General features: G+C 62.1%; 16 protein-coding genes and 2 pseudogenes. 11 read left to right on the forward strand and 7 right to left on the reverse strand.

Annotation, left to right across the window (positions count from 1 at the left end):
- Positions 1-47 precede the first annotated feature (47 nt).
- Complete coding sequence (locus tag C4J89_RS14720) at positions 48-1259, forward strand: MFS transporter (protein WP_124414842.1); 1212 nt, start codon at positions 48-50, stop codon at positions 1257-1259.
- Between the two features lie 138 nt (positions 1260-1397).
- Here the strand turns inward: C4J89_RS14720 and C4J89_RS14725 are convergent, their stop codons facing one another.
- The gene (locus tag C4J89_RS14725; RefSeq protein ID WP_124414843.1) at positions 1398-1706 is read right to left on the reverse strand and encodes a DUF2834 domain-containing protein; all 309 of its coding nucleotides are present in this window, start codon (positions 1704-1706) and stop codon (positions 1398-1400) included.
- A gap of 121 nt (positions 1707-1827) precedes the next feature.
- Here C4J89_RS14725 and C4J89_RS14730 point away from each other — a divergent pair, with 121 nt between their 5' ends.
- Together C4J89_RS14730 and C4J89_RS14735 are read left to right on the forward strand one after the other, a co-directional pair.
- Complete coding sequence (locus C4J89_RS14730) at positions 1828-3537, forward strand: amidase (RefSeq protein ID WP_124414844.1); 1710 nt, start codon at positions 1828-1830, stop codon at positions 3535-3537.
- A 355-nt stretch (positions 3538-3892) separates the two neighbouring features.
- Positions 3893-4324: a nuclear transport factor 2 family protein gene (locus tag C4J89_RS14735; RefSeq protein WP_124414845.1), complete on the forward strand. Its 432-nt coding sequence runs from the start codon at positions 3893-3895 to the stop codon at positions 4322-4324.
- A 29-nt stretch (positions 4325-4353) separates the two neighbouring features.
- On the opposite strand, the gene C4J89_RS14740 is transcribed toward C4J89_RS14735, so the two are convergent.
- The gene (locus C4J89_RS14740) at positions 4354-5679 is read right to left on the reverse strand and encodes a PLP-dependent aminotransferase family protein (protein WP_124414846.1); all 1326 of its coding nucleotides are present in this window, start codon (positions 5677-5679) and stop codon (positions 4354-4356) included.
- Positions 5680-5769: 90 nt separating this feature from the next.
- Here C4J89_RS14740 and C4J89_RS14745 point away from each other — a divergent pair, with 90 nt between their 5' ends.
- Positions 5770-6660 carry a DMT family transporter gene (locus tag C4J89_RS14745; RefSeq protein ID WP_124414847.1) on the forward strand — a complete coding sequence of 297 codons (891 nt, stop codon included), beginning with the start codon at positions 5770-5772 and terminating at the stop codon, positions 6658-6660.
- Between the two features lie 106 nt (positions 6661-6766).
- Positions 6767-7654, forward strand: coding sequence for a YghX family hydrolase (yghX, locus tag C4J89_RS14750; RefSeq protein ID WP_124414848.1), 888 nt, complete (start codon positions 6767-6769; stop codon positions 7652-7654).
- Between the two features lie 480 nt (positions 7655-8134).
- Here yghX and C4J89_RS14755 read toward each other — a convergent pair.
- Positions 8135-8492 (reverse strand): annotated as a pseudogene (locus C4J89_RS14755) (LysR substrate-binding domain-containing protein); the annotation flags it as partial.
- A gap of 93 nt (positions 8493-8585) precedes the next feature.
- On the opposite strand from C4J89_RS14755, the gene ampC reads away from it, so the two are divergent.
- From ampC to C4J89_RS27505, 3 genes and pseudogenes are all read left to right on the forward strand, one after another.
- Positions 8586-9740, forward strand: a complete 1155-nt coding sequence (gene ampC / locus C4J89_RS14760; RefSeq protein ID WP_124414849.1) for a class C beta-lactamase — start codon at positions 8586-8588, stop codon at positions 9738-9740.
- Positions 9741-9870: 130 nt separating this feature from the next.
- The gene (locus C4J89_RS14765; RefSeq protein WP_124414850.1) at positions 9871-11694 is read left to right on the forward strand and encodes a serine hydrolase; all 1824 of its coding nucleotides are present in this window, start codon (positions 9871-9873) and stop codon (positions 11692-11694) included.
- Between the two features lie 64 nt (positions 11695-11758).
- Positions 11759-11854, forward strand: a pseudogene (locus C4J89_RS27505) (N-acetyltransferase); the annotation flags it as partial.
- A gap of 84 nt (positions 11855-11938) precedes the next feature.
- Here C4J89_RS27505 and C4J89_RS14770 read toward each other — a convergent pair.
- Both C4J89_RS14770 and C4J89_RS14775 read right to left on the reverse strand, forming a co-directional pair.
- On the reverse strand, positions 11939-13216 hold the full coding sequence (locus C4J89_RS14770) for an ATP-binding protein (RefSeq protein WP_124363093.1): 1278 nt from the start codon (positions 13214-13216) through the stop codon (positions 11939-11941).
- Positions 13217-13924, reverse strand: coding sequence for a response regulator (locus C4J89_RS14775; protein WP_124414851.1), 708 nt, complete (start codon positions 13922-13924; stop codon positions 13217-13219).
- 156 nt (positions 13925-14080) lie between these two features.
- Between C4J89_RS14775 and C4J89_RS14780 the strand changes: the two genes are divergently transcribed.
- A complete protein-coding gene (locus C4J89_RS14780) occupies positions 14081-15283 on the forward strand; it encodes an MFS transporter (protein WP_124414852.1) in 1203 nt (400 codons plus the stop codon).
- On the opposite strand, the gene C4J89_RS14785 is transcribed toward C4J89_RS14780, so the two are convergent.
- Positions 15239-15841, reverse strand: coding sequence for a tRNA-(ms[2]io[6]A)-hydroxylase (locus C4J89_RS14785; RefSeq protein WP_124363096.1), 603 nt, complete (start codon positions 15839-15841; stop codon positions 15239-15241). The genes C4J89_RS14780 and C4J89_RS14785 overlap by 45 nt on opposite strands.
- A 146-nt stretch (positions 15842-15987) precedes the next feature.
- Between C4J89_RS14785 and C4J89_RS14790 the strand changes: the two genes are divergently transcribed.
- The gene (locus C4J89_RS14790; protein ID WP_124414853.1) at positions 15988-16851 is read left to right on the forward strand and encodes a universal stress protein; all 864 of its coding nucleotides are present in this window, start codon (positions 15988-15990) and stop codon (positions 16849-16851) included.
- A gap of 121 nt (positions 16852-16972) precedes the next feature.
- Here C4J89_RS14790 and C4J89_RS14795 read toward each other — a convergent pair whose 3' ends face one another.
- Positions 16973-17443 (reverse strand): DUF1289 domain-containing protein, encoded by a 471-nt coding sequence (locus C4J89_RS14795; protein WP_124414854.1) that lies wholly within the window; start codon positions 17441-17443, stop codon positions 16973-16975.
- Positions 17444-17838: 395 nt separating this feature from the next.
- Between C4J89_RS14795 and acnB the strand changes: the two genes are divergently transcribed.
- Complete coding sequence (acnB, locus tag C4J89_RS14800; RefSeq protein ID WP_124372434.1) at positions 17839-20448, forward strand: bifunctional aconitate hydratase 2/2-methylisocitrate dehydratase; 2610 nt, start codon at positions 17839-17841, stop codon at positions 20446-20448.
- Positions 20449-20675 lie beyond the last annotated feature (227 nt).

The following is a 20675-nucleotide window of genomic DNA, read 5'->3' on the forward strand; positions in this document are numbered from 1 at the left end:
CTCAAGTAGTGTCGGCCCCTGTTCGCTGCCTTGTATGGAATGCCTGCATGTCGACCCTCACCGCGACACCCGCCGCTGCCACCGCGACGCCTCAGGTCAGCCCTTTGGTCATGCGCGTGCTCGGCGCCTGCGCCCTGGCGCATCTGATCAACGACCTGATCCAGGCCGTGCTGCCGTCGATCTACCCAATGCTCAAGGCCAACTACGGCCTGACGTTTACCCAGGTCGGCCTGATCACCCTGACCTTCCAACTCACCGCATCGCTGCTGCAACCCTGGATCGGCTACCACACCGACCGTCATCCCAAGCCCTGGCTGCTGCCGGCGGGCATGGTCTGCACCTTGATCGGTATTCTGATGCTGGCGTTTGTCGGCAGCTTCCCGCTGATTTTGCTGGCGGCGGCGCTGGTCGGTGTCGGTTCGTCAACGTTCCACCCGGAAACGTCCCGCGTGGCACGCCTGGCCTCCGGCGGCCGCTATGGCCTGGCGCAATCGACGTTCCAGGTCGGCGGCAACACCGGCAGCGCCTTCGGCCCACTGCTGGCGGCGGCCATCATCATTCCCTACGGCCAGAGCCATATCGCCTGGTTCGGCCTGTTCGCGGTGTTCGCGATCCTGGTGCTGTACGGCTTGAGCCGCTGGTACCGCCACCACCTCAACCTGTTCAAGCTCAAGCAAGGCGGCAAACCGACCCATGGCCTGTCCAAAGGCCGGGTGACCTTTGCCCTAGTGGTGCTGGCACTGCTGGTGTTCTCCAAATATTGGTACATGACCAGCCTGACCAGCTACTTCACGTTCTACTTGATCGAAAAATTCCAGCTGTCGGTCGCCAACTCCCAAATGTACCTGTTCCTGTTCCTCGGCGCGGTGGCCGTGGGCACCTTCGCCGGCGGGCCGATCGGCGACAAGATCGGGCGCAAGACAGTCATCTGGTTTTCGATTCTTGGCGCCGCACCGTTCACCCTCGCCCTGCCCTATGTCGACCTGTTCTGGACTGCCGTACTCAGCGTGGTCATTGGTTTCATCATCGCCTCGGCGTTCTCGGCCATCGTGGTGTTCGCCCAGGAACTGGTGCCGGGCAATGTCGGTATGATCGCCGGGATCTTCTTCGGCCTGATGTTCGGCTTCAGCGGGATCGGCGCAGCACTGCTGGGCTTGCTCGCCGATAGCCACGGTATCGAATACGTCTACAAGCTCTGTTCGTTCCTGCCGTTGGCGGGCGTCCTGACGATATTGTTGCCGTCGACCAAAGGCGTGTGAGCCTGCCGCTGTCCAGGCGGGAGACGCTTAAACAATGTGGGAGGGGGCTTGCCCCCGATGGCGGTATGTCAGTTATAGAGGATGTGACTGAACCACCGCCATCGGGGGCAAGCCCCCTCCCACATTGGTATTTTGTCGTCAGGTGCGTCGCGTAAAACCATTGACGACGATATACAGCAGCGGCCCTATCGACACGAATACCGCCGTCAGCAGGAAATAGGGAATCAACGACGCCACAGAGCGCCCCCGTCCCCGCGCATCCCGGTACATCCACACACATGCCAGTATCGCCATCAGGTACAGGTCAATCACCACCTGCGCCGTATCTGGCCGCGACAACAATTGCTGCCCAAACGCAATGAGCGATTGCTCGGCCGTTAACATGGTCGCCACGGTGTACAACGAAAACCCGAGCAAACCGGCCAGGGCGATATAGGGTCTGGGCATGTTCTCCTCCTTGGAGTGCAATGTGAATCATCAGGCTGCTTACCTTAGCAGTAAGCTGGCACTGAGAAATATCTGTACGTAGACTGCCGCCATACCTCCACTTGAAGGCGGCGAAAAAAACCTGATGCAAGTTACCGAAGTCTCCATTGCCCAATTGCGCGCTGCGCTTGAATCCGGCCAGACCAGCGCCGTTGAACTGGTGCAGGCCTACCTGGCGCGGATCGACGCCTATGACGGCCCGCAGACCGCCACCGCGCTGAACGCCGTGGTGGTGCACAACCCCGAGGCCTTGCAGGAAGCCGAGGCGTCCGATGCACGCCGGGCAAAAGGCCAGACGCTGGGGCCGCTGGATGGCATTCCCTATACGGCCAAGGACAGTTACCTGGTCAAGGGTCTCACCGCCGCGTCCGGCAGCCCGGCGTTCGCCAAGCTGGTCGCCCAGCGTGATGCCTTCACCATCGAGCGTTTGCGCGCTGGCGGGGCCATCTGCCTGGGCAAGACCAATATGCCGCCCATGGCCAACGGCGGCATGCAGCGCGGCGTCTATGGCCGCGCCGAAAGCCCGTATAACGCCGATTACCTCACCGCACCGTTCGCCTCGGGTTCGTCCAACGGCGCCGGCACGGCCACGGCGGCAAGTTTCGCCGCGTTTGGCCTGGCCGAAGAAACCTGGTCGAGCGGACGCGGCCCGGCCTCCAACAACGGCTTGTGTGCGTACACGCCGTCGCGTGGGGTGATTTCGGTACGCGGCAACTGGCCGCTGACCCCGACCATGGACGTGGTGGTGCCCTATGCGCGCACCATGGCCGACCTGCTGGAAGTGCTTGACGTGGTGGTCGCCGAAGACCCGCACACCCGTGGCGACCTGTGGCGCCTGCAACCCTGGGTGCCGATCCCCAGCGTCAGTTCGGTGCGCCCGGCGTCTTACGCCGAACTGGCGGTGGGCAGCGCGGCCCTGGCCGGCAAACGCTTCGGTGTGCCGCGCATGTACATCAACGCCGACCCTGAGGCCGGCACCAGCGAAAAACCCGGAATCGGCGGCCCGACCGGGCAGAAAATCCACACCCGCGCCTCGGTGATCGAGCTGTGGCAAGCCGCACGCCACGCCCTGGAAGCCGCAGGCGCCGAAGTCATCGAAGTGGATTTCCCACTGGTGTCCAATTGCGAAGGCGACCGCCCCGGCGCGCCCACGGTGTTCAACCGTGGCCTGGTGTCCCGGCAATTCCTCCACGATGAACTGTGGGAATTGTCGGCCTGGGCGTTCGATGACTTTTTGCGTGCCAACGGCGACCCGGCGTTGAACCGCCTGGCAGATGTGGATGGGCCGAAGATCTTTCCCCACGACCCCGGCACCCTGCCCAACCGCGAAGACGACCTGGCCGCCGGCATGGACGAATACGTGCGCATGGCCCAGCGCGGCATCACGCCATGGAACGAGATCAGCAGCTTGCCCGACGGCTTGCGCGGCCTCGAGCAAACCCGCCGGCTGGACCTGGAAGACTGGATGGACCGCCTGGGGCTCGACGCGGTGCTGTTCCCCACCGTGGCCGACGTTGGCCCGGCCGATGCCGATGTCAACGAAGCCTCCGCCGATATCGCCTGGAGCAATGGCGTGTGGGTGGCCAACGGCAACCTCGCCATTCGCCACCTTGGCGTGCCCACGGTCACCGTGCCGATGGGCGTGATGGCCGATATCGGCATGCCGGTCGGGCTGACATTTGCCGGGCGGGCGTATGACGATTCGGCGCTGTTGCGCTTTGCGTCAGCGTACGAAGCCACCGGCAGCAAACGCATGATTCCACCGCGTACACCGCCGTTGTCAGCCGGCTGATTACCGACCCATGTGGGAGTGGGCTTGCCCTAATGCCGGTCAGTTAAGAAGTAGCAGGAGCGAGAACTAACTTGTGGCGAGGGAGCTTGCTCCCGCTGGGCGCGAAGCGGCCCCAAACAATGGGACTGCTGCGCAGTCCAGCGGGAGCAAGCTCCCTCGCCACAGGTTCGGTGTCGCCTTAACTGACTGGCATTAGGGCTTGCCCCCTCCCACAGGTTCAGCCGAGTTCCACGTCGGTAGATAAGTAATTTCAAAATATTTCAAGAACCCCCTTTCCTTCCCCTGCCGATTTATTGCATGGTTGTACGACGACAGACCTCATCATGTCGATCCCCAACAACAATAAGGACTCCCCATGCAAAATCTCAAAGTGCTGATCGCTTTCCTGTGCCTGTTCTCCGGCTACGTCGCGGCTGCACCAGCGCCCGCCGAGAAGGAAGTAGCCCAGGCGGTCGACCAACTGACCCAGGCTATGTTGCACCTGGACCTCAAGCAACTGCATGCGCTGACCGCAGACACCCTCACCTACGGCCATTCCAGCGGCAAGGTGCAGAACAAAGCGCAGTTCATCGAAGACCTGGAAACTCACAAGAGCGCGTTCAAGACCCTGGAAATGCAAAACCAGACCATCACCCTGAACGGCGATACCGCCCTGGTGCGCAACCACTTTCACGCCCTGGCGGTGAACAGTGGCGTCGAAGTGCCGACCGATATCGATAACTTCCAGGTCTGGCAGAAGCAGAAAGGCCAATGGCTGCTGATCGGTCGCCAGGCCTACAAATACTGACCCTTGTCGGTGAGCCGCTCAGCCACGGCTCACCATTGCACTACTTTGCGCACCTTGAGCAACGCCTCACGCAGCGCCGTCATCGACACCGACCCCAAGGCCAGGCGCAGCGCGTGGGGCACATGGGCCGAGACGGCAAACGGCTCGGCGGTGGAAACGCCAATACCCTCGCGCTGTAAGGTCATGGCCACCTGATCGGCACGGGTATCTTCGGCCAGCGGCAGCCACAAAAAATACGACGAGGGATGGCTGATATAGCTCAGCCCCGTCAGCACTTGCGCAGCCAAAGCTTGCCGCGCCTGGGCATCTGCGCGTTTTTGCGCCTCCAACTGCGCGACGGTGCCATCTTCAATCCAGGCCACGGCGATCGCACTCATCACCCCCGGCACGTTCCAGGTGGTGGCCATGACGGTGCGCTCCAATACCTTGACCCAAGCCAGGGGCGCCGCGATAAAACCGACGCGCAAGCCGGTGGCGACACTTTTGGAAAACCCACCGACGTACACCGTGCATTCAGGCGCCAAGCTCGCCAGCGGCGGCGGTGCGTGTTCGGCCAGGAAGGCGTAGGCGGCGTCCTCGATGATCATCAAGTGGTGCTCTCGCGCAATCGCCACCAGGCGCTCGCGCTGCGCCAGGCTCATCACCCAGCCCAGCGGGTTATGCAGGGTCGGCATGCTGTAGACCGCGCGCACCGGCCGCTTGCGGCACAGGGCCTGCAGGTGATCGAGGTCCGGGCCGATGGCAGTGGACGGGATCGCGACGATCTCCAGGTGCAGGGTCTCGGCCAATACCTTGAAGCCCGAATAGGTCAATGCGTCGACGGCGATCACATCGCCAGGTTTGAGCAGCGCCATCAGGGTTACCGCCAAGCCGTGCTGGGCTCCGCTGACCAGCAATACCTGTTCGGCCTGCACCGCCAGCCCGCGCTGCAACAGGTGCTGCGCGACTGCCGCGCGTTCATGCAGGCGGCCGGCATGGGGCTGGTAACGCAACAGCGCTTCCAGGTCGCCGGATAACGCCAACTGGCGCAGCGCGCCACGCAAAAGCTCGGCCTGGCCGGGCAATGAGGGGTAGTTGAAATTCAAGTCGAGCATGCCCGCCGCGACGGGCATCTGCCCACTGCCCTGGCCCGGCGGTAACGCCAGTTCGCGCACAAAAGTGCCACGCCCGGTTTCACCACTGACCAGCCCCATCGCCTCCAGCTCGGCGTACACGCGGCTCGCGGTGACCAGCGCCAGGCCATACTCGGCGGCGAGTTGGCGGTGCGTGGGCAGGCGCGTGCCGGGCGGCATTTTGCCCGCACGAATGGCCTCGGCGAAGGTATCGACCAGCGACTTGTAGCGGGCGCGCGGCATTGGCGATGTATCCATGACAATTTTTTGATTGCCTCAATCTTCAGCCCTAGGATGCCGGGCACGCAACTTCCCTTTTACGGACATCCCCCCATGGAACGCACCTCGCCTTTCGGCACACTGGACAGCAGCACCCAAGGCTGGATCAACGGTTTTATTGGCGTGGTGATCTTCAGCGGTTCGCTGCCGGCCACGCGCCTGGCGGTGATGGAATTCGACCCGGTGTTCCTGACCATGATCCGCGCGACGCTCGCGGCCATCCTGGGGCTGTGCCTGTTGCGGTGGTTCCGCGAAAAACGCCCCACCCGCCCGCAATGGGCGCCCTTGGCCATCGTCGCGTTCGGCGTGGTGATCGGTTTCCCGCTGCTCACGGCGCTGGCGCTGCAATACGTGACCTCCGCGCACTCCATTGTGTTTATCGGCCTGCTGCCGCTGGCGACGGCGATCTTCGGCGTGCTGCGCGGCGGCGAGCGGCCGCGACCGGTGTTCTGGTTGTTTTCGGGGCTGGGCAGCGCGCTGGTGATGGCTTACGCCTTCGCCCAGGGCCTGAGCGCTGCGCCCGCCGGGGACCTGCTGATGCTGTTGGCGGTGCTGGTCTGCGGCCTGGGCTATGCCGAAGGCGCCAAGCTGTCGCGCAGCCTGGGTGGCTGGCAGGTGATTTGCTGGGCCCTGGTAATGTCGCTGCCCGTCGTCGCGCCGTTGAGCTGGCTGCTGGCGCCCGCGTCGTTCACCGGCATCAGCCTGCCGGCCTGGCTGAGCCTGGGTTACGTCGCAGTGTTCAGCATGTTGATCGGCTTTGTGTTCTGGTATCGCGGCCTGGCCCAGGGTGGCATCGCTGCGGTCGGCCAGTTGCAGTTGCTGCAACCGTTCTTTGGTTTGGCGCTGGCGGCGGGCCTGCTGCATGAGCAGGTCAGCCTGGGCCTGCTGCTGGTCACGGTGGCGGTGATCGGCTGCGTGGCCGGCGCGAAGCGCTTCGCGCGCTAGCGCTAGGGGCCAGGGGCTGCTAAACAGAAATGGCGTCCGCGCCCGTGGCCGCACGGGTTGATCCTGGTCTACATTTGACGGCAACCGCTAACCGAGGACTGCACCGATGACTCGTCTCACCGCCAAAGACTTCGCTCCCGAACTGCTGGAACTCTACGATGGCTACGCCCACGGTACGCTGAACCGCCGCGAATTCCTCGACCGCGCCGCGCTGTTTACCTTCGGTGGCCTGACCGCCTCGGCCCTGCTCGCCGCCCTGAGCCCCAACTACGCACTCGCCGAACAGGTGAAATTCACCGACCCCGCTATCGTTGCCGACTACATCACGTACCCGTCACCCAAGGGTAACGGCACGGTGCGCGGCTACCTGGTGCGCCCGGCCAAGGCCGCCGGCAAACTGCCTGCGGTGGTGGTCGTGCATGAGAACCGTGGCCTGAATCCGTATATCGAAGACGTGGCGCGGCGCCTGGCCAAAGCCGGCTTTATCGCCCTGGCGCCCGATGGCCTGACCTCGGTGGGCGGCTACCCCGGCAACGATGAAAAAGGCGTGGCCCTGCAGCAGACCGTCGACCCCACCAAACTGATGAACGACTTTTTCGCGGCCATTGAATGGCTGATGCACCACGACAGCAGCACCGGCAAAGTCGGCATCACCGGTTTCTGCTATGGCGGTGGCGTGACCAATGCGGCGGCGGTGGCCTACCCGGAACTGGCGGCGGCCGTATCGTTCTACGGGCGTCAACCCGAGGCCAAGGACGTACCCCGCATCAAGGCACCGATCCTGCTGCATTACGGGGAGCTGGATGCGCGCATCAACGAAGGTTGGCCGGCCTACGATCAGGCGCTTAAAGCCGCCGGCACGACGTATGAGGCATTTATCTACCCGGGAGCCAACCACGGCTTTCACAACGATTCGACGCCGCGTTATGACGAGGCAGCAGCGAACCTGGCCTGGGAGCGCACCCTGGGATGGTTCCGCAAATACCTTGCTTAGATACAATCCAACAACGGTAACCACGATGCGAAGCGAGTCGCTCTTGATCTTGCTTTTGATCTAGGCGCCCCGTTAAACCACGCTGGCCGGAATTCGATATTGATTTGGGGGGTAAACCGGCAGGGATGCCGGTTTAGCCGCCCCGCGCCATGGATGGCGCGTGGCGGCGGCCCCCCAAATCAATGTCGGATTACGGGCACACCGAGCCTAGGCGAGGTGCCGAGTGGTGGGGCAAGAGCGTTTTGCTTACTTTTGCGCTTTTCAAAAGTGAGACGCCGTAAGGGCGGAACCCTAAGCCGCCGTTACCGCAGCAACGGATATGTACTCGCCCTGATCCAGCATCCTGGTCGGCTGTCAGGCCGCCATCGGGGGCAAGCCCCCTCCCACATTTAGGGCGCGGGGCGTCAGTTAGAGAGGCTTCGGCTTCTGAGCCGTCACAGGTTCAGGGCTACACCAAAGTTGTGTAGATACCTATGCACATCAGGCAGCAATCGCCTGCAACCATCCCTTGAACGCCAGCATCGCTGGCGTCTCAGCCCGCGACTGCAAGCGCGTCAGCCAGTAACTGCCGGTGGTTATCCCCACCGCGAACGGCTGGCGAATCACGTCACTCTCCAATTGCCGCGAAAACATCATCGCCGGCGCCAGTGCCACGCCGAGGCCCTCCAGCGCCGCTTCCATCATCGCCAGCGACGAATCGAACACGATGCTGCGCGGTACCAGGGGTATCGACCGGCAGCCCGGCAGCCTGGAACCACAGGCTCCATTCATCGGTGCGGTAAGAGCGCAGCAATGTGTGTTTCAACAGGTCGGCCGGCGTGTGCAGCTGTTCGGCGACATCGTTTGTATCAGCGACTAATAACGCCTAGATTGGCAGCGCCCGCGCAGGCTCTCAGCCTTAGTCCATCCGTTACAAGAAAGCGAAAATACTATGCAAGAAAAATCCCGTTTTAGCGTACGAAGCCTACTGATTTCAGCATTACTGCTGGTTGCTGCTCCGTGCATGGCTGCGACCGACCTGCGCGAAGTGGTGGACAGTCGCGTCAAACCGCTGATGCAGCAACAGGGCATCGTCGGGCTGTCGGTGGCCGTGGTGAAGGATGGTCAGGCGCAATACTTTAACTACGGCGTGGCGTCCAGGGAAGGCAAGCAGCCCGTCACGCAAGACACCCTGTTCGAAGTCGGCTCAGTGTCCAAGACCTTCACTTCAACCCTCGGGGGCTATGCCCAGGCCAGTGGCAAGTTGAAGCTGTCGGACCGCGCCAGTCAGCACTGGGCCGAACTGGCCGGCAGTGCGTTCGATCACATCAGCCTGTTGCAACTGGCGACCTACACCGCAGGCGGCCTGCCGCTGCAGTTCCCAGGTGCGGCCGACAGCGCCGCGACCATGCTCGATTACTACAGGCACTGGCAACCCACCGACACCCCCGGTACGCGACGCCTCTACTCCAACCCGAGCATCGGCCTGTTCGGCTACCTCGCGGCCAAAAGCCTGGGCCAGCCGTTCAATGTCGTCATGGAACAGACCTTGCTGCCGGCGCTGGGCTTGAAGAACACCTACCTCAACGTACCCGCCGACAAGCTGGGCCGCTACGCCCAAGGCTACGATAAGCAGGACAAACCCGTGCGCGTGGGCCCAGGCGCACTCGACAGCGAAGCCTACGGCATCAAGACCAGCACCCAGGACCTGGCGCGCTACGTGATGCTCAACCTGCACCCCAAAACCTTGAGCGCGCCGCTGCAACAGGCGATCGCCACCACACACAACGGTTACTACAGCGTCGACGGCATGACCCAGGGCCTGGGTTGGGAATACTACCCCTACCCCATCACCCAGCAGGCCTTGATAGAGGGTAACTCCACACCGATGGCGCTGGAGTCGCACACCGTCAAGTGGCTGCAACCGGCGCAGGCCCAACCGGCCAATGTGCTCTACAACAAAACCGGTTCAACCAATGGTTTCGGCGCCTACGTGGCGTATGTACCGAGCAGGGATATTGGCGTGGTGATCCTGGCCAACAGGAACTACCCGAATGCCGAACGGGTGAAAGTGGCGCATGCGATCTTGACTGCCCTGGATAACTGACTTGACACATATCCCTATGGTCGAGGCCGGCGTTAACAGTCTTTGACAGTTTCCCGACAAAGCACTCAAAGATTGCGTGCCGCCACGGCCCTAACATTCGAGCATCCAAACCACCATCCGGGTGCTCTTCATGTTTCGCACGTTACGCGGTATCCCGCTGCTCGGTTGCCTGTTGGGCACGCTCGGTTGCCAGGGGCAATCGAGCGTGCCGCCGCCGATTCAAAAAGGCGATTACGGCGCGATCATCCGCTACCTGCAAAGCCGTATACCCCGTGAGATGGCGCGGGACAATGTGGCGGGCTTGTCGATTGCCCTGGTCAGTGGCCAGGAATTGATCTGGGCCCGTGGCTTCGGCCTGGCCGACAAGGCCCGAGGGGTGCCGGTCACCCCCAACACGGCGTTTCGCGCCGGGGGCATATCTACGTTGCTCACTGCCACGGCGGCCTTGCAACTGGTGGAACAACAGCGCCTGGGGCTGGATGCGCCGCTTCAGCAAACCTTGCGCGAGTTCCACGTACGCTCGCGGTTTCACAGCGATCAGGCCGAGGCGGACCAAGCGATTACCTTGCGCCGCTTGCTCAGCCATCAATCCGGCTTGCCCAGCGAGCATTTGCGCGACCTGCGCAGTAACTACGCCATGGGCCAGATGCCGCAACGCGTTTCGGGCGTGTGGCTGAGCAGCCCGCCGGGCTCCCAGGTGGCGTATTCCAATCTGGGCTACGCCCTGGTGGGGGCAGCCATCGAGCGCAGCACTGGTAAAAGCTTCGAGGCGCAACTGCAAGGCAGCCTGCTCAGGCCTCTGGAAATGAACCAGTCAAGTTTCGTCGGCACCGGCACCCAATTGAGCTACCGCGCTTTGGGCTACGAAGAGGGCAAGGCCAGCAACGACGCGCAGGTCCGTGACCTCGCCGCCGCCAGCCTGTGGGCCAGCCCCAAAGACCTCAGCCATTACGTACACATGCTGTTCGCCAAAGGGGTCTACAAAGGCAACCGGGTACTGGGCAGCGCTTCGATCGATGAGATGTTCACCCAGCAGAACACCGGCAACGCCCTGGATTTCGATTGCCAGATGGGTCTCGGCTGGTTTCTGGCGCCGTGCGGGGATGAACCGGTCGGCCCTGGCATACGGGCCTATCAGCACAGTGGCGGCGGCGATGATTTCGCCGCGCAGTTGAGCATGCTTCCGGATCAGCAACTGGCCGTAATCATCATGGCCAATGACAGCAATGCCGAACAGCTGGTGGTGTCGTTGTCCACCGACACCCTGCGCCTGATGCTCCAGGCGCAGACCGGCAAGGCGGTCTGTGCCGACGACTGCCAGGCCCCGAACCACGGCCTCAAGCTGCGCCAAGTGCCGGCCGCAGTCGACCGCAAGCGCCTGGCCGGGTTCTACGCGACCTCATGGGGTGTGTTGCGTATCAAGGATGATCACGGGCGTTTATCCGGCGAACTGGGCGGGTGCGATTTCGAGCTGCTGCGCGACGATCAAGGCTGGCTGCGCGCGCAGAAAAAGGTTTTCGGCTTCTGGTTGAAAGACCTTGGCGAACTCGGTCGTGTGCAACTAGACGTAGTCAGGGTACAGGGCCGGCAGATCCTCACCGCCCGCAGCCACGGCCAACGCCTTGCCGTGGGCGAACGCATCGAGCCACCGCCGCTGCCCCTGGCGTGGGCAGACACCGTCGGCACTTACCAGGTGCTCAATACCCACGAGCCCGATGCGCCGTTGAGCGGCGTCAGGGTGCGGCTGGAGGAAGGCTTCCTGGTGATTCGCGGCCAACTGCATGATGAGCCCCTGACCGACTACATCCTGCTGCCCGTCGATAACGCCCACGCGGTCGTAGCCGGCAGCGGCTATGGCCTGGGCGATACCGTCAGCCGTCAGGTCAATGGCCTTAGCGCTTCGGGCTACGCTTTCAAACGTCTGCACTCGCCCCTCGACACGTTGAATTTCTAAAGGACGCAATCGGGGGCAAGCCCTGACTCCAGTCAGTTAAGAAGTAGCAGGAGCGAGAGCTGACTTGTGGCGAGGGAGCTTGCTCCCGCTGGGGCGCGAAGCGGCCCCAAACAATGGGACTGCTGCGCAGTCCAGCGGGAGCAAGCTCCCTCGCCACAGGTTACTTTTTACCCTTCCTACTTCTTAACTGACTGGCATTAGGGCAAGCCCCCTCCCACATTGGCTTGTCGTTATTTACGGGTACTTACTCGGCATACGCCCAGGTCATCCGAAACGACGCTCCGCCCCACTCCGAGTCCAGCACCTGCACCTGTCCGCCATGCCATTGGCTGACCCGCTGGACCAGCGCCAGGCCCAGGCCGAAGCCGCCGGTACGGCGGTCGCGGCTTGAATCCAGGCGCATGAAGGGTTCAAAGATTTTGGCGCGGCCCTCGACCGGAATACCAGGACCATCGTCGCTGACCTGCAGTTCGTAACCGCTGCCGAACTTGATCAACGACACTTCAACCCGCCGGTCGGCATAGCGAATGGCGTTGCGCAGCAGGTTGATCACCGCGCGCGCCATGAATCGTGGCTCGATGCGAATCACATCGACCTCACAGGTACGCAGCGACAACTGCACACCTGCGGCCTCGGCCTCCAGCGCCACGCTGCCGATCACGCTGTCCAGCCAACTGTGGGCCTCGATGCTTTCGCGGGTGACCTGGGTCGCGCCGCGCTCCAGGCTGGCGTAGGTCAACAGCTCGGAGACCATTTCTTCCAGTTCGCCAAGGTCGGCGTACATATCGGCGATCAGTTCGCGACTTTGGCGCGGATCGGCCTGCTGCTTGAGCTGGTCAAGCTCGAAAGACAAGCGCGCAATCGGCGTGCGCAGCTCGTGGGATACCGCGTTGGTCAGTTCGCGCTGGTTGGCGATCAGGCTTTCGATGCGCTCGGCCATCTGGTTGAAGTGCCCGGCCAGCGCACGCACGGTGGAGCGACGCGGCAACAGGATGCGCGAGCCGAGGTCGTTGTCGCCAAAGCGCTGCGCCGCCAGGCGGATGTGCTCCAGGTCGCGCCAGTGCGGACGCACCCAAAAGTACAACACAATGGCCAGGCTCACGCCCAGGAGCCCGTAGGCCCACAGGTACAACCATTTCGGTTCTTCCGGCAATTGGATTTCGAGCAATTGCGGGCCGTCGTCGATGGGCGCGAGGAACTTCATGAAGTCCTCGCGCACCACCACTTGGCCGGCCGCCAGCAGTGCCTGTTCGCGCGCGCTCAGGTGCTGGCTGTCGCGCTGCACCAGCTGCAGGCGCAGGCCGTAATGCGGTTGCAGCTGGTCCAGACGCGCCTGGCGCGCCTCGCCCTGCACCGGCCGCAGTTGTTCCACCAGGGCCCACGCTGGGCCGCGCAGGGCCTCGCGATTATAGGTTTCATTGGACTCGGGCATGTACGCGTCCAGGCCATAGTTGACCAACCAGATCGCACCGGCCAACCCAAGCGCGAGAATCAGGTACAAGCGCAGATACAGGCGCAGCATCTACATCTCCCAGGCGAACGGATTGAACAGGTAGCCCTTGCCCCAGATGGTCTTGATGCACACTGGCTCGCGCGGGTTGTCATTGAGCTTGCCGCGCAGTTTGCTGATGTACACATCGACGCTGCGGTTCAGGCCATCGAACGCAATGCCGCGCATGCGGTTGAGGATGTCGTCGCGCGAAAGGATGGTTCCCGAGCTGCTCGCCAGTAGCCAGAGCAATTCGAACTCCATGGTGGTGAGGTCGATTTTTTCATCGCCCAGGCTGACCACCCGGCAACTGCGGTTGATCGACAACCGGCCGAATTCGAGGTAATCGCGTACCATCGCCTCGGGCACTTGCCGACGTTGCAGCGCGCGCAGGCGCGCCAGCAACACCGGCGGCTTGATGGGTTTGATCACATAGTCATCGGCACCGGACTCCAGGCCCAGGATATGGTCCAGGTCATCTTCCTTGGCGGTGAGGATCACAATCGGTGTGTCGGACACTGCGCGGATCTCGCGACACACATGCAGGCCGCTCTGGCCCGGCAACATCAAGTCGAGCACGACCATTTTCGGTTTGAACGCCAGGAACGCCGCCAAGGCCAAATCGCCCCGGTGCACCGCTTGCACCTCGAAACCATGTTGCGACAGAAAATGCGCGATCAGCCCTGCCAGCTTCTCATCGTCCTCGACGAGCAGGACTTTGCCCAGACCCAGGTTTTCCATAAGTTCTCAGTGTAGGAACGCCGATTGAAAGGCTGGCAGTATAGGTGGCAAGCTGCCCAACGGGAGCCGCCGCACGCAGGGTGCCAGCAAGCTTCATGCTTTTAAGAGTTTTTAACAAATAGCCTGCACTCTTTTACGCCATTCACAGGGAGTTATATGCGCAAGGATTACCTGGCGTTCTTCGTTTCACTGTTCCTGTCGCGGCTGGCGGACCAGATTCTGCTGTTCATCGTGCCGCTGATCGTGTTCCAAACCACCCAGAGTGTGTCTTGGGCGGGCCTGGCGTTCTTTGTCGAGTCACTGCCGCGCTACCTGGCCTTTCCGGTGTGCGGGGCGTTGTGCGACAGGTTTTCACCCGTGCGCATCCTGCATGTCAGCCAAGTGTATCGGGCGTTGGCCTGCGTGGTAGCGGTGGCGCTGTACGGGCTGTTCGACGGTATCCAATGGCTGGTGATGCTGTCGGCGTTGTGCGGGGTATTGACCACCCAGGGCATCATGGCGCGGGAAGTGCTGATGCCGCATATTTTCCAGCATTATACCTACACCAAGACGTTGTCTTATTCGCAGATCGCCGACCAGAGCGGCCTGGTACTCGGGCCGTTGGTGGCGGCGCTGATGCTGGAAATCTGGGCGTGGCCTTGGGTGGTGCTGGGCATCGCCGCACTGTTTGTGCTGGCGGACCTGGCGATGCTGGCCTGGCAGCGCAACACCCGCGTGCACCTGCAGCCCCATGAGCCGCAGCACCCGGGCCTCTGGCTGCAGCCGCTGCGCACCGCTTTGGGCCACATCCGCAACCGGGTGGAGTTGAAGCGCATCATTACCCTGGCCATTGGTGTGAACCTGATCGTCGGCGTGACGCTGGCCACGTCGGCGGCCCTGGTCACCGGGCAATACGCGGCGGACAAGGACGCCTACGCCCTGCTGCAAGCCGCTGGCGCGGTGGTCACCCTGGTAATTCTGTTTTACCTCGCACGCTCGAGCCTGGCGCTGAAGGTGCTCGGCGGGCTGTCGTATTCGATGATTGCCGTGGGCGCGTTGATCACCGCCCTCAGCCCCGGCGTGTGGATGTACGCCGTGGGCTTCCTGCTGGTGAGCGGTTTCGACAAGATGTTCAACGTGTACATGCGCAGCACCCGTCAGCGGGTAATTCCGGTGCAGGATTTCGGCAAAACGGTGGGAGTGATCACCCTGCTCAACAACCTCGCCCAGCCCTTGGCGGGCTTGCTGATTGCGGTGCTGGCAGCGCCGCTTGGCACGCAAACGGTGATCCTGCTGCTGACCGGATTCAGCGCCTTGATCGGCGTAGCCGTGGCCTCAGGCTGGCACGCCACTGTGAAAGCGGAACTCGACGTCGGCTGACTCGATCAACGCCTGCTCGGCCGCCCTCACCCGCTCGATCACCTGGGCGATGTCCTTGGCGTCACCGTACTGGTAGGCCAGTTTCAAGTAACCCTGGAAGTGCCGCGCTTCGCTTTTGAGCAAGCCGAAGTAGAACTTGCCGAGTTCTTCGTCCAAATGCGGCACCAGCGCTTCGAAACGCTCGCAACTGCGCGCTTCGATAAATGCCCCCACCACCAGGGTATCCACCAGTTTGACCGGCTCATGGTTGCGCACCACCTTGCGCAAACCCGAGGCGTAGCGGCCAGCGGACAATTGGCGCAGTTCAACCTTGCGTTTTTTCATCAGGCGCATGACCTGCTCGTGGTGCACCAGCTCTTCACGGGCCAGCCGCGACATCATATTGATCAGGTCGAGGTGGCCGTGATACTTGGCGATCAGGCTCAGGGCGGTGCTGGCGGCTTTGAATTCGCAGTTCTTGTGGTCGATCAGCAGGGTGTCCTGGTCGGCCAGCGCGGCCTGGACCCAGGCGTCGGGGGTGCGGCAACCGAGGAATTCGTGGATTTCGGGCAGGATCATCGGGCTCACGGGCAAAGGATCACAAAAGGGCGCCGATTATACCGACCACGCCGCAGACCACCAGCCATGGGCCTTGATGTACATCAAGATGACGGCACGCGTGCAGCAACTATAGTTGTTGCAGGCCCACTCCTGGAGAACCGACCATGCAAGCCATCCGCAGCATCCTGGTTGTCATCGAGCCCGAGCATACCGAAAGCCTGGCCCTCAAGCGCGCGAAGCTGATCGCCGGGGTCACCGACGCGCACCTGCATTTGCTGGTCTGTGACAGAAAGCATGAGCATTCGGCGCTGCTGAGCCTGCTCAAATCCGGCCTGCAGGAGGACGGGTACAGCGTCACGACCGAACAGGCGTGGAACGACAGCCTGCATGCAACCATCGTCGACGTGCAGCAGGCCGAGGGCTGCGGCCTGGTGATCAAGCAGCACTTTGCCGACAGCCCGCTGAAAAAGGCCCTGCTGACGCCGGCAGACTGGAAACTGCTGCGCTATTGCCCGACGCCGGTGCTGCTGGTCAAGACCGCCACGCCCTGGGCCGGCGGCGTGATTCTGGCGGCCATCGACGTGGGCAATACCGACAGCGAACACCGCTCGCTGCACAATTCCATCATCGACCACGGCTTTGATATCGCCAGCCTGGCCAAGGCGCAGTTGCATGTGATCAGCGCACACCCCTCGCCGATGCTGTCCGCGGCGGACCCGACGTTTCAACTCAGGGAAACCATCGAGGCGCGTTATCGCGAGCAGTGCCAGGCCTTCCAGGCCGAATTCGATGTGGATGACGCACACCTGCATATCAAGGAAGGCCCGGCGGATGTGCTGATTCCCCATATCGCCCACCAGTTGCAGGCGGCACTGACGATTATCGGCACCGTGGCGCGCACTGGAATTTCCGGGGCGTTGATCGGCAATACGGCGGAGGTGGTGCTGGATGCGGTGGAAAGCGATGTGTTGGTGCTCAAGCCCCAGACGCTGATGGACCATCTTGAAGAGCTCGCCACCCAAGCCTGAAGCAATGAAGATCAAATGTGGGAGGGGGCTTGCCCCCGATGACTGAGTGTCAGTCACTGAATAAGCCAACTGATCCACCGCTATCGGGGGCAAGCTCCCTCCCACATTTTGATCTTTACCGTCAGGTAGATAGCGCATCCTTCAGGAATCCCGGTGCGATATAACGCTGGTAATGCGCCTCGGACAAGATAAAGAATTCCCGATCAATCGCGTCGCGCAGGTCTGGCAAGGGCCAGTCGCGGAACTCCGGCAGCAGCACCATGCCGTAGGCCTCCAGGTTATTGATCACCCGCGCCCCACGCGCAATCAACTGATAGGCCCAGCAATACTCGGACTGGTGCGGCACGAAGCGAATCTTGCGCTGTTCCAACTGCCCGCGCAGGGTCTTGGGGGCAAAAACCTCGATTTTGCCGGCCATCACCTGCACCAGCAATTGCTCGAGCCTGAGCCAGACCGCACGCTTTTCTTCTTCGTTATAGCCATTCCACTGGATCACTTCGTGGTGAAAGCGCTTGCAGCCGCGACACACGAGATCGCCGTAGACCGTGGAGCACAGGCCGACGCAGGGGGTCTTGATGGTTTGGTTGGACATGGGCGAAAACACGCAGATCAGCGAAACAGTGCGCCATGTTAGCCCTTTGTCTAAGGTTGATCACCCTGCAAACTTGGTGACGCAACTTACCTTTAGATTTTTTTTGCCGTAGAATCACCCGGCCTTGTAAGGCGCCAATAATCCGCTGGAAGCTGTTTTCAAAGCGTCACGAGCACAGTCGTTCCTTCAGAACGGTGTTGGCGCAGGTTTGACCCCGGTAGGTCAACACTGCGCCGACCCTCATCAGCTCCGTTCTGCAGGCGTAAAACTTTGAAAGCAGCTTCTGTAAGGACGGTCGGCAGCGCTGGCTTTGCGGCCCAAAAAGCCCCCGAGCGCACGCGTGCCGGTCATTCCTGGATGAGCGTCCCGTGGGACCACTGATGAGGGTAATAACTGTGCTTGAAGCCTACCGCAAACATATCGAAGAGCGTGCCGCCCTGGGTATCGTGCCCCAGCCGCTTAACGCCGAACAAACCGCAGGCCTGGTCGAGCTGCTGAAAAATCCCCCGGCTGGCGAAGAAGAATTCCTCGTTGACCTGATCACCAACCGCATTCCACCGGGCGTTGACGAAGCTGCCTACGTCAAGGCCGGTTTCCTGTCCGCCCTGGCCAAGGGTGAAGCCACCTCCCCCCTGATCGACAAAAAGCGCGCTGTTGAACTGCTTGGCACCATGCAAGGCGGCTACAACATCGTGACGTTGGTCGAGCTGCTGGACGACGCCACGCTGGCGCCTGTCGCGGCCGCCCAACTCAAGCACACCCTGCTGATGTTCGATGCGTTCCACGACGTGGCGGAAAAAGCCCGCAACGGCAACGAGCACGCCAAAGGCGTGATCCAATCCTGGGCCGACGGCGAATGGTTCCGTAACCGTCCGACCCTGGCCGACAAGATCAGCCTGCGCGTGTTCAAGGTCACCGGTGAAACCAACACCGACGACCTGTCCCCTGCCCCGGACGCCTGGTCGCGCCCTGACATCCCGCTGCACGCCCTGGCCATGCTGAAAATGGCCCGTGAAGGCATCGTACCGGACGAGCAAGGCAAGACCGGCCCGATGAAGCAGATCGAAGAAATGCGCGGCCAAGGCTTCCCGATCGCCTATGTCGGCGACGTGGTCGGCACCGGCTCGTCGCGTAAATCGGCAACCAACTCCGTGCTGTGGTTCTTCGGCGACGACGTTCCCTTTGTTCCGAACAAGCGCGCCGGCGGTTTCTGCTTCGGCAGCAAAATCGCTCCGATCTTCTACAACACCATGGAAGATGCGGGCGCACTGCCGATCGAGTTCGACGTCACCAACATGCACATGGGCGACGTGATCGACCTGTACCCGCATGCTGGCAAAGTCTGCAAACACGGCACCGATGAAGTCATCACCACCTTCGAAATGAAGACCCCGGTGCTGTTGGACGAAGTTCGCGCCGGCGGCCGTATTCCGCTGATCATCGGTCGCGGCCTGACCGACAAGGCCCGTGCCGAACTGGGCCTGGGCCCTACCGACCTGTTCAAGCTGCCTGAAGCGCCTGTCGACACCGGCAAGGGCTTCACCCTGGCGCAGAAAATGGTCGGCAAGGCGTGCGGCCTGCCGGAAGGCAAAGGCGTGCGCCCTGGCACCTACTGCGAACCGAAGATGACCACCGTCGGTTCCCAGGACACCACCGGTCCAATGACCCGTGATGAACTCAAAGACCTGGCGTGCCTGGGCTTCTCGACCGACCTGGTGATGCAGTCGTTCTGCCACACTGCGGCTTATCCAAAGCCGATCGACGTGACCACCCACCACACCCTGCCTGACTTCATCATGACCCGTGGCGGTGTATCGCTGCGTCCAGGCGACGGCATCATCCACAGCTGGCTGAACCGCATGCTGCTGCCGGACACCGTCGGTACCGGTGGTGACTCCCACACCCGCTTCCCGATGGGCATCTCGTTCCCGGCCGGCTCCGGTCTGGTCGCGTTCGCCGCTGCCACCGGCGTGATGCCGCTGGACATGCCGGAATCGATCCTGGTGCGTTTCAAAGGCAAAATGAAGCCTGGCATCACCCTGCGTGACCTGGTGCATGCCATTCCTTACTACGCGATCCAGGCTGGCCTGCTGACCGTAGAGAAGAAAGGCAAGAAAAACGCCTTCTCCGGCCGCATCCTGGAAATCGAAGGCCTGAACGATCTGACGCTGGAACAGGCTTTCGAGCTGTCCGACGCCTCGGCTGAACGTTCGGCTGCCGGTTGCACCATCAAGCTGTCCAAGGACTCCGTCACCGAGTACCTGAACTCCAACATCACCTTGCTGCGCTGGATGATCGGCGAAGGCTACGGCGATCCACGCACCCTGGAACGTCGCGCCCAAGCGATGGAAGCCTGGGTTGCCAACCCGGAGCTGATGGAAGCCGATGCCGACGCCGAATACGCCGAAATCATCGAGATCGACCTGTCGGAAATCAACGAGCCGATCCTCTGCGCACCGAACGACCCGGACGATGCCCGTCTGCTGTCGAGCGTTGCCGGTGAAAAGATCGACGAAGTGTTCATCGGTTCGTGCATGACCAACATCGGTCACTTCCGCGCTGCCGGTAAGCTGCTGGAGCAGGTCAAGGGCCAGTTGCCAACCCGTCTGTGGCTGTCGCCGCCGACCAAGATGGACGCCCACCAGCTGACCGAAGAAGGCTACTACGGCATCTACGGCAAGGCTGGCGCGCGCATGGAAATGCCGGGCTGCTCGCTGTGCATGGGTAACCAGGCACGTGTAGAGCCGAATTCGACCGTGGTGTCGACCTCGACCCGTAACTTCCCGAACCGTCTGGGCGATGGCGCCAACGTCTACCTGGCCTCGGCCGAGCTGGCGGCAGTCGCCTCTACCCTGGGTCGCCTGCCGACCGTCGAAGAGTACATGGGCTACGCGGCGAAACTGGACACCATGGCCAGTGACGTCTACCGCTACCTGAACTTCGACCAGATCGCCGAGTTCCGCAAGATCGCGGCAAGCGCCAACATCCCGGTGATTCAAGCTTAACGGTGTGTTGATGTGATAGGCGCCGCGTATCGCAAGGTACGCGGCGTTTTTTATGCCTGGAATACAACCAAATGTGGGAGGGGGCTTGCTCCCGATAGCAGTGGTTCAGTCAATTCATAGGTGACTGACATACCGCCATCGGGGGCAAGCCCCCTCCCACATTTGGTCTCTGTAGCTCTTGCAGGCTGTGTCAGACCTTAAGCCATCAGCGAGTCAACCAGAGCAGT

Origin of the sequence: Pseudomonas sp. R4-35-07, assembly GCF_003852235.1 — a bacterium.
Classification (GTDB): domain Bacteria; phylum Pseudomonadota; class Gammaproteobacteria; order Pseudomonadales; family Pseudomonadaceae; genus Aquipseudomonas.

Coding starts and splice junctions, on each gene's coding strand:
- C4J89_RS14775 (WP_124414851.1), bottom strand. CDS start 13,924: ATGGAAAACCTGGGTCTGGGCAAAGTCCTGCTCGTCGAGGACGATGAG.
- ampC (WP_124414849.1), top strand. CDS start 8,586: ATGCAAGAAAAATCCCGTTTTAGCGTACGAAGCCTACTGATTTCAGCA.
- C4J89_RS14725 (WP_124414843.1), bottom strand. CDS start 1,706: ATGCCCAGACCCTATATCGCCCTGGCCGGTTTGCTCGGGTTTTCGTTG.
- C4J89_RS14795 (WP_124414854.1), bottom strand. CDS start 17,443: ATGTCCAACCAAACCATCAAGACCCCCTGCGTCGGCCTGTGCTCCACG.
- C4J89_RS14735 (WP_124414845.1), top strand. CDS start 3,893: ATGCAAAATCTCAAAGTGCTGATCGCTTTCCTGTGCCTGTTCTCCGGC.
- C4J89_RS14720 (WP_124414842.1), top strand. CDS start 48: ATGTCGACCCTCACCGCGACACCCGCCGCTGCCACCGCGACGCCTCAG.
- C4J89_RS14745 (WP_124414847.1), top strand. CDS start 5,770: ATGGAACGCACCTCGCCTTTCGGCACACTGGACAGCAGCACCCAAGGC.
- C4J89_RS14770 (WP_124363093.1), bottom strand. CDS start 13,216: ATGCTGCGCCTGTATCTGCGCTTGTACCTGATTCTCGCGCTTGGGTTG.
- C4J89_RS14740 (WP_124414846.1), bottom strand. CDS start 5,679: ATGCCGCGCGCCCGCTACAAGTCGCTGGTCGATACCTTCGCCGAGGCC.
- yghX (WP_124414848.1), top strand. CDS start 6,767: ATGACTCGTCTCACCGCCAAAGACTTCGCTCCCGAACTGCTGGAACTC.
- C4J89_RS14780 (WP_124414852.1), top strand. CDS start 14,081: ATGCGCAAGGATTACCTGGCGTTCTTCGTTTCACTGTTCCTGTCGCGG.
- C4J89_RS14785 (WP_124363096.1), bottom strand. CDS start 15,841: ATGATCCTGCCCGAAATCCACGAATTCCTCGGTTGCCGCACCCCCGAC.
- C4J89_RS14790 (WP_124414853.1), top strand. CDS start 15,988: ATGCAAGCCATCCGCAGCATCCTGGTTGTCATCGAGCCCGAGCATACC.
- C4J89_RS14765 (WP_124414850.1), top strand. CDS start 9,871: ATGTTTCGCACGTTACGCGGTATCCCGCTGCTCGGTTGCCTGTTGGGC.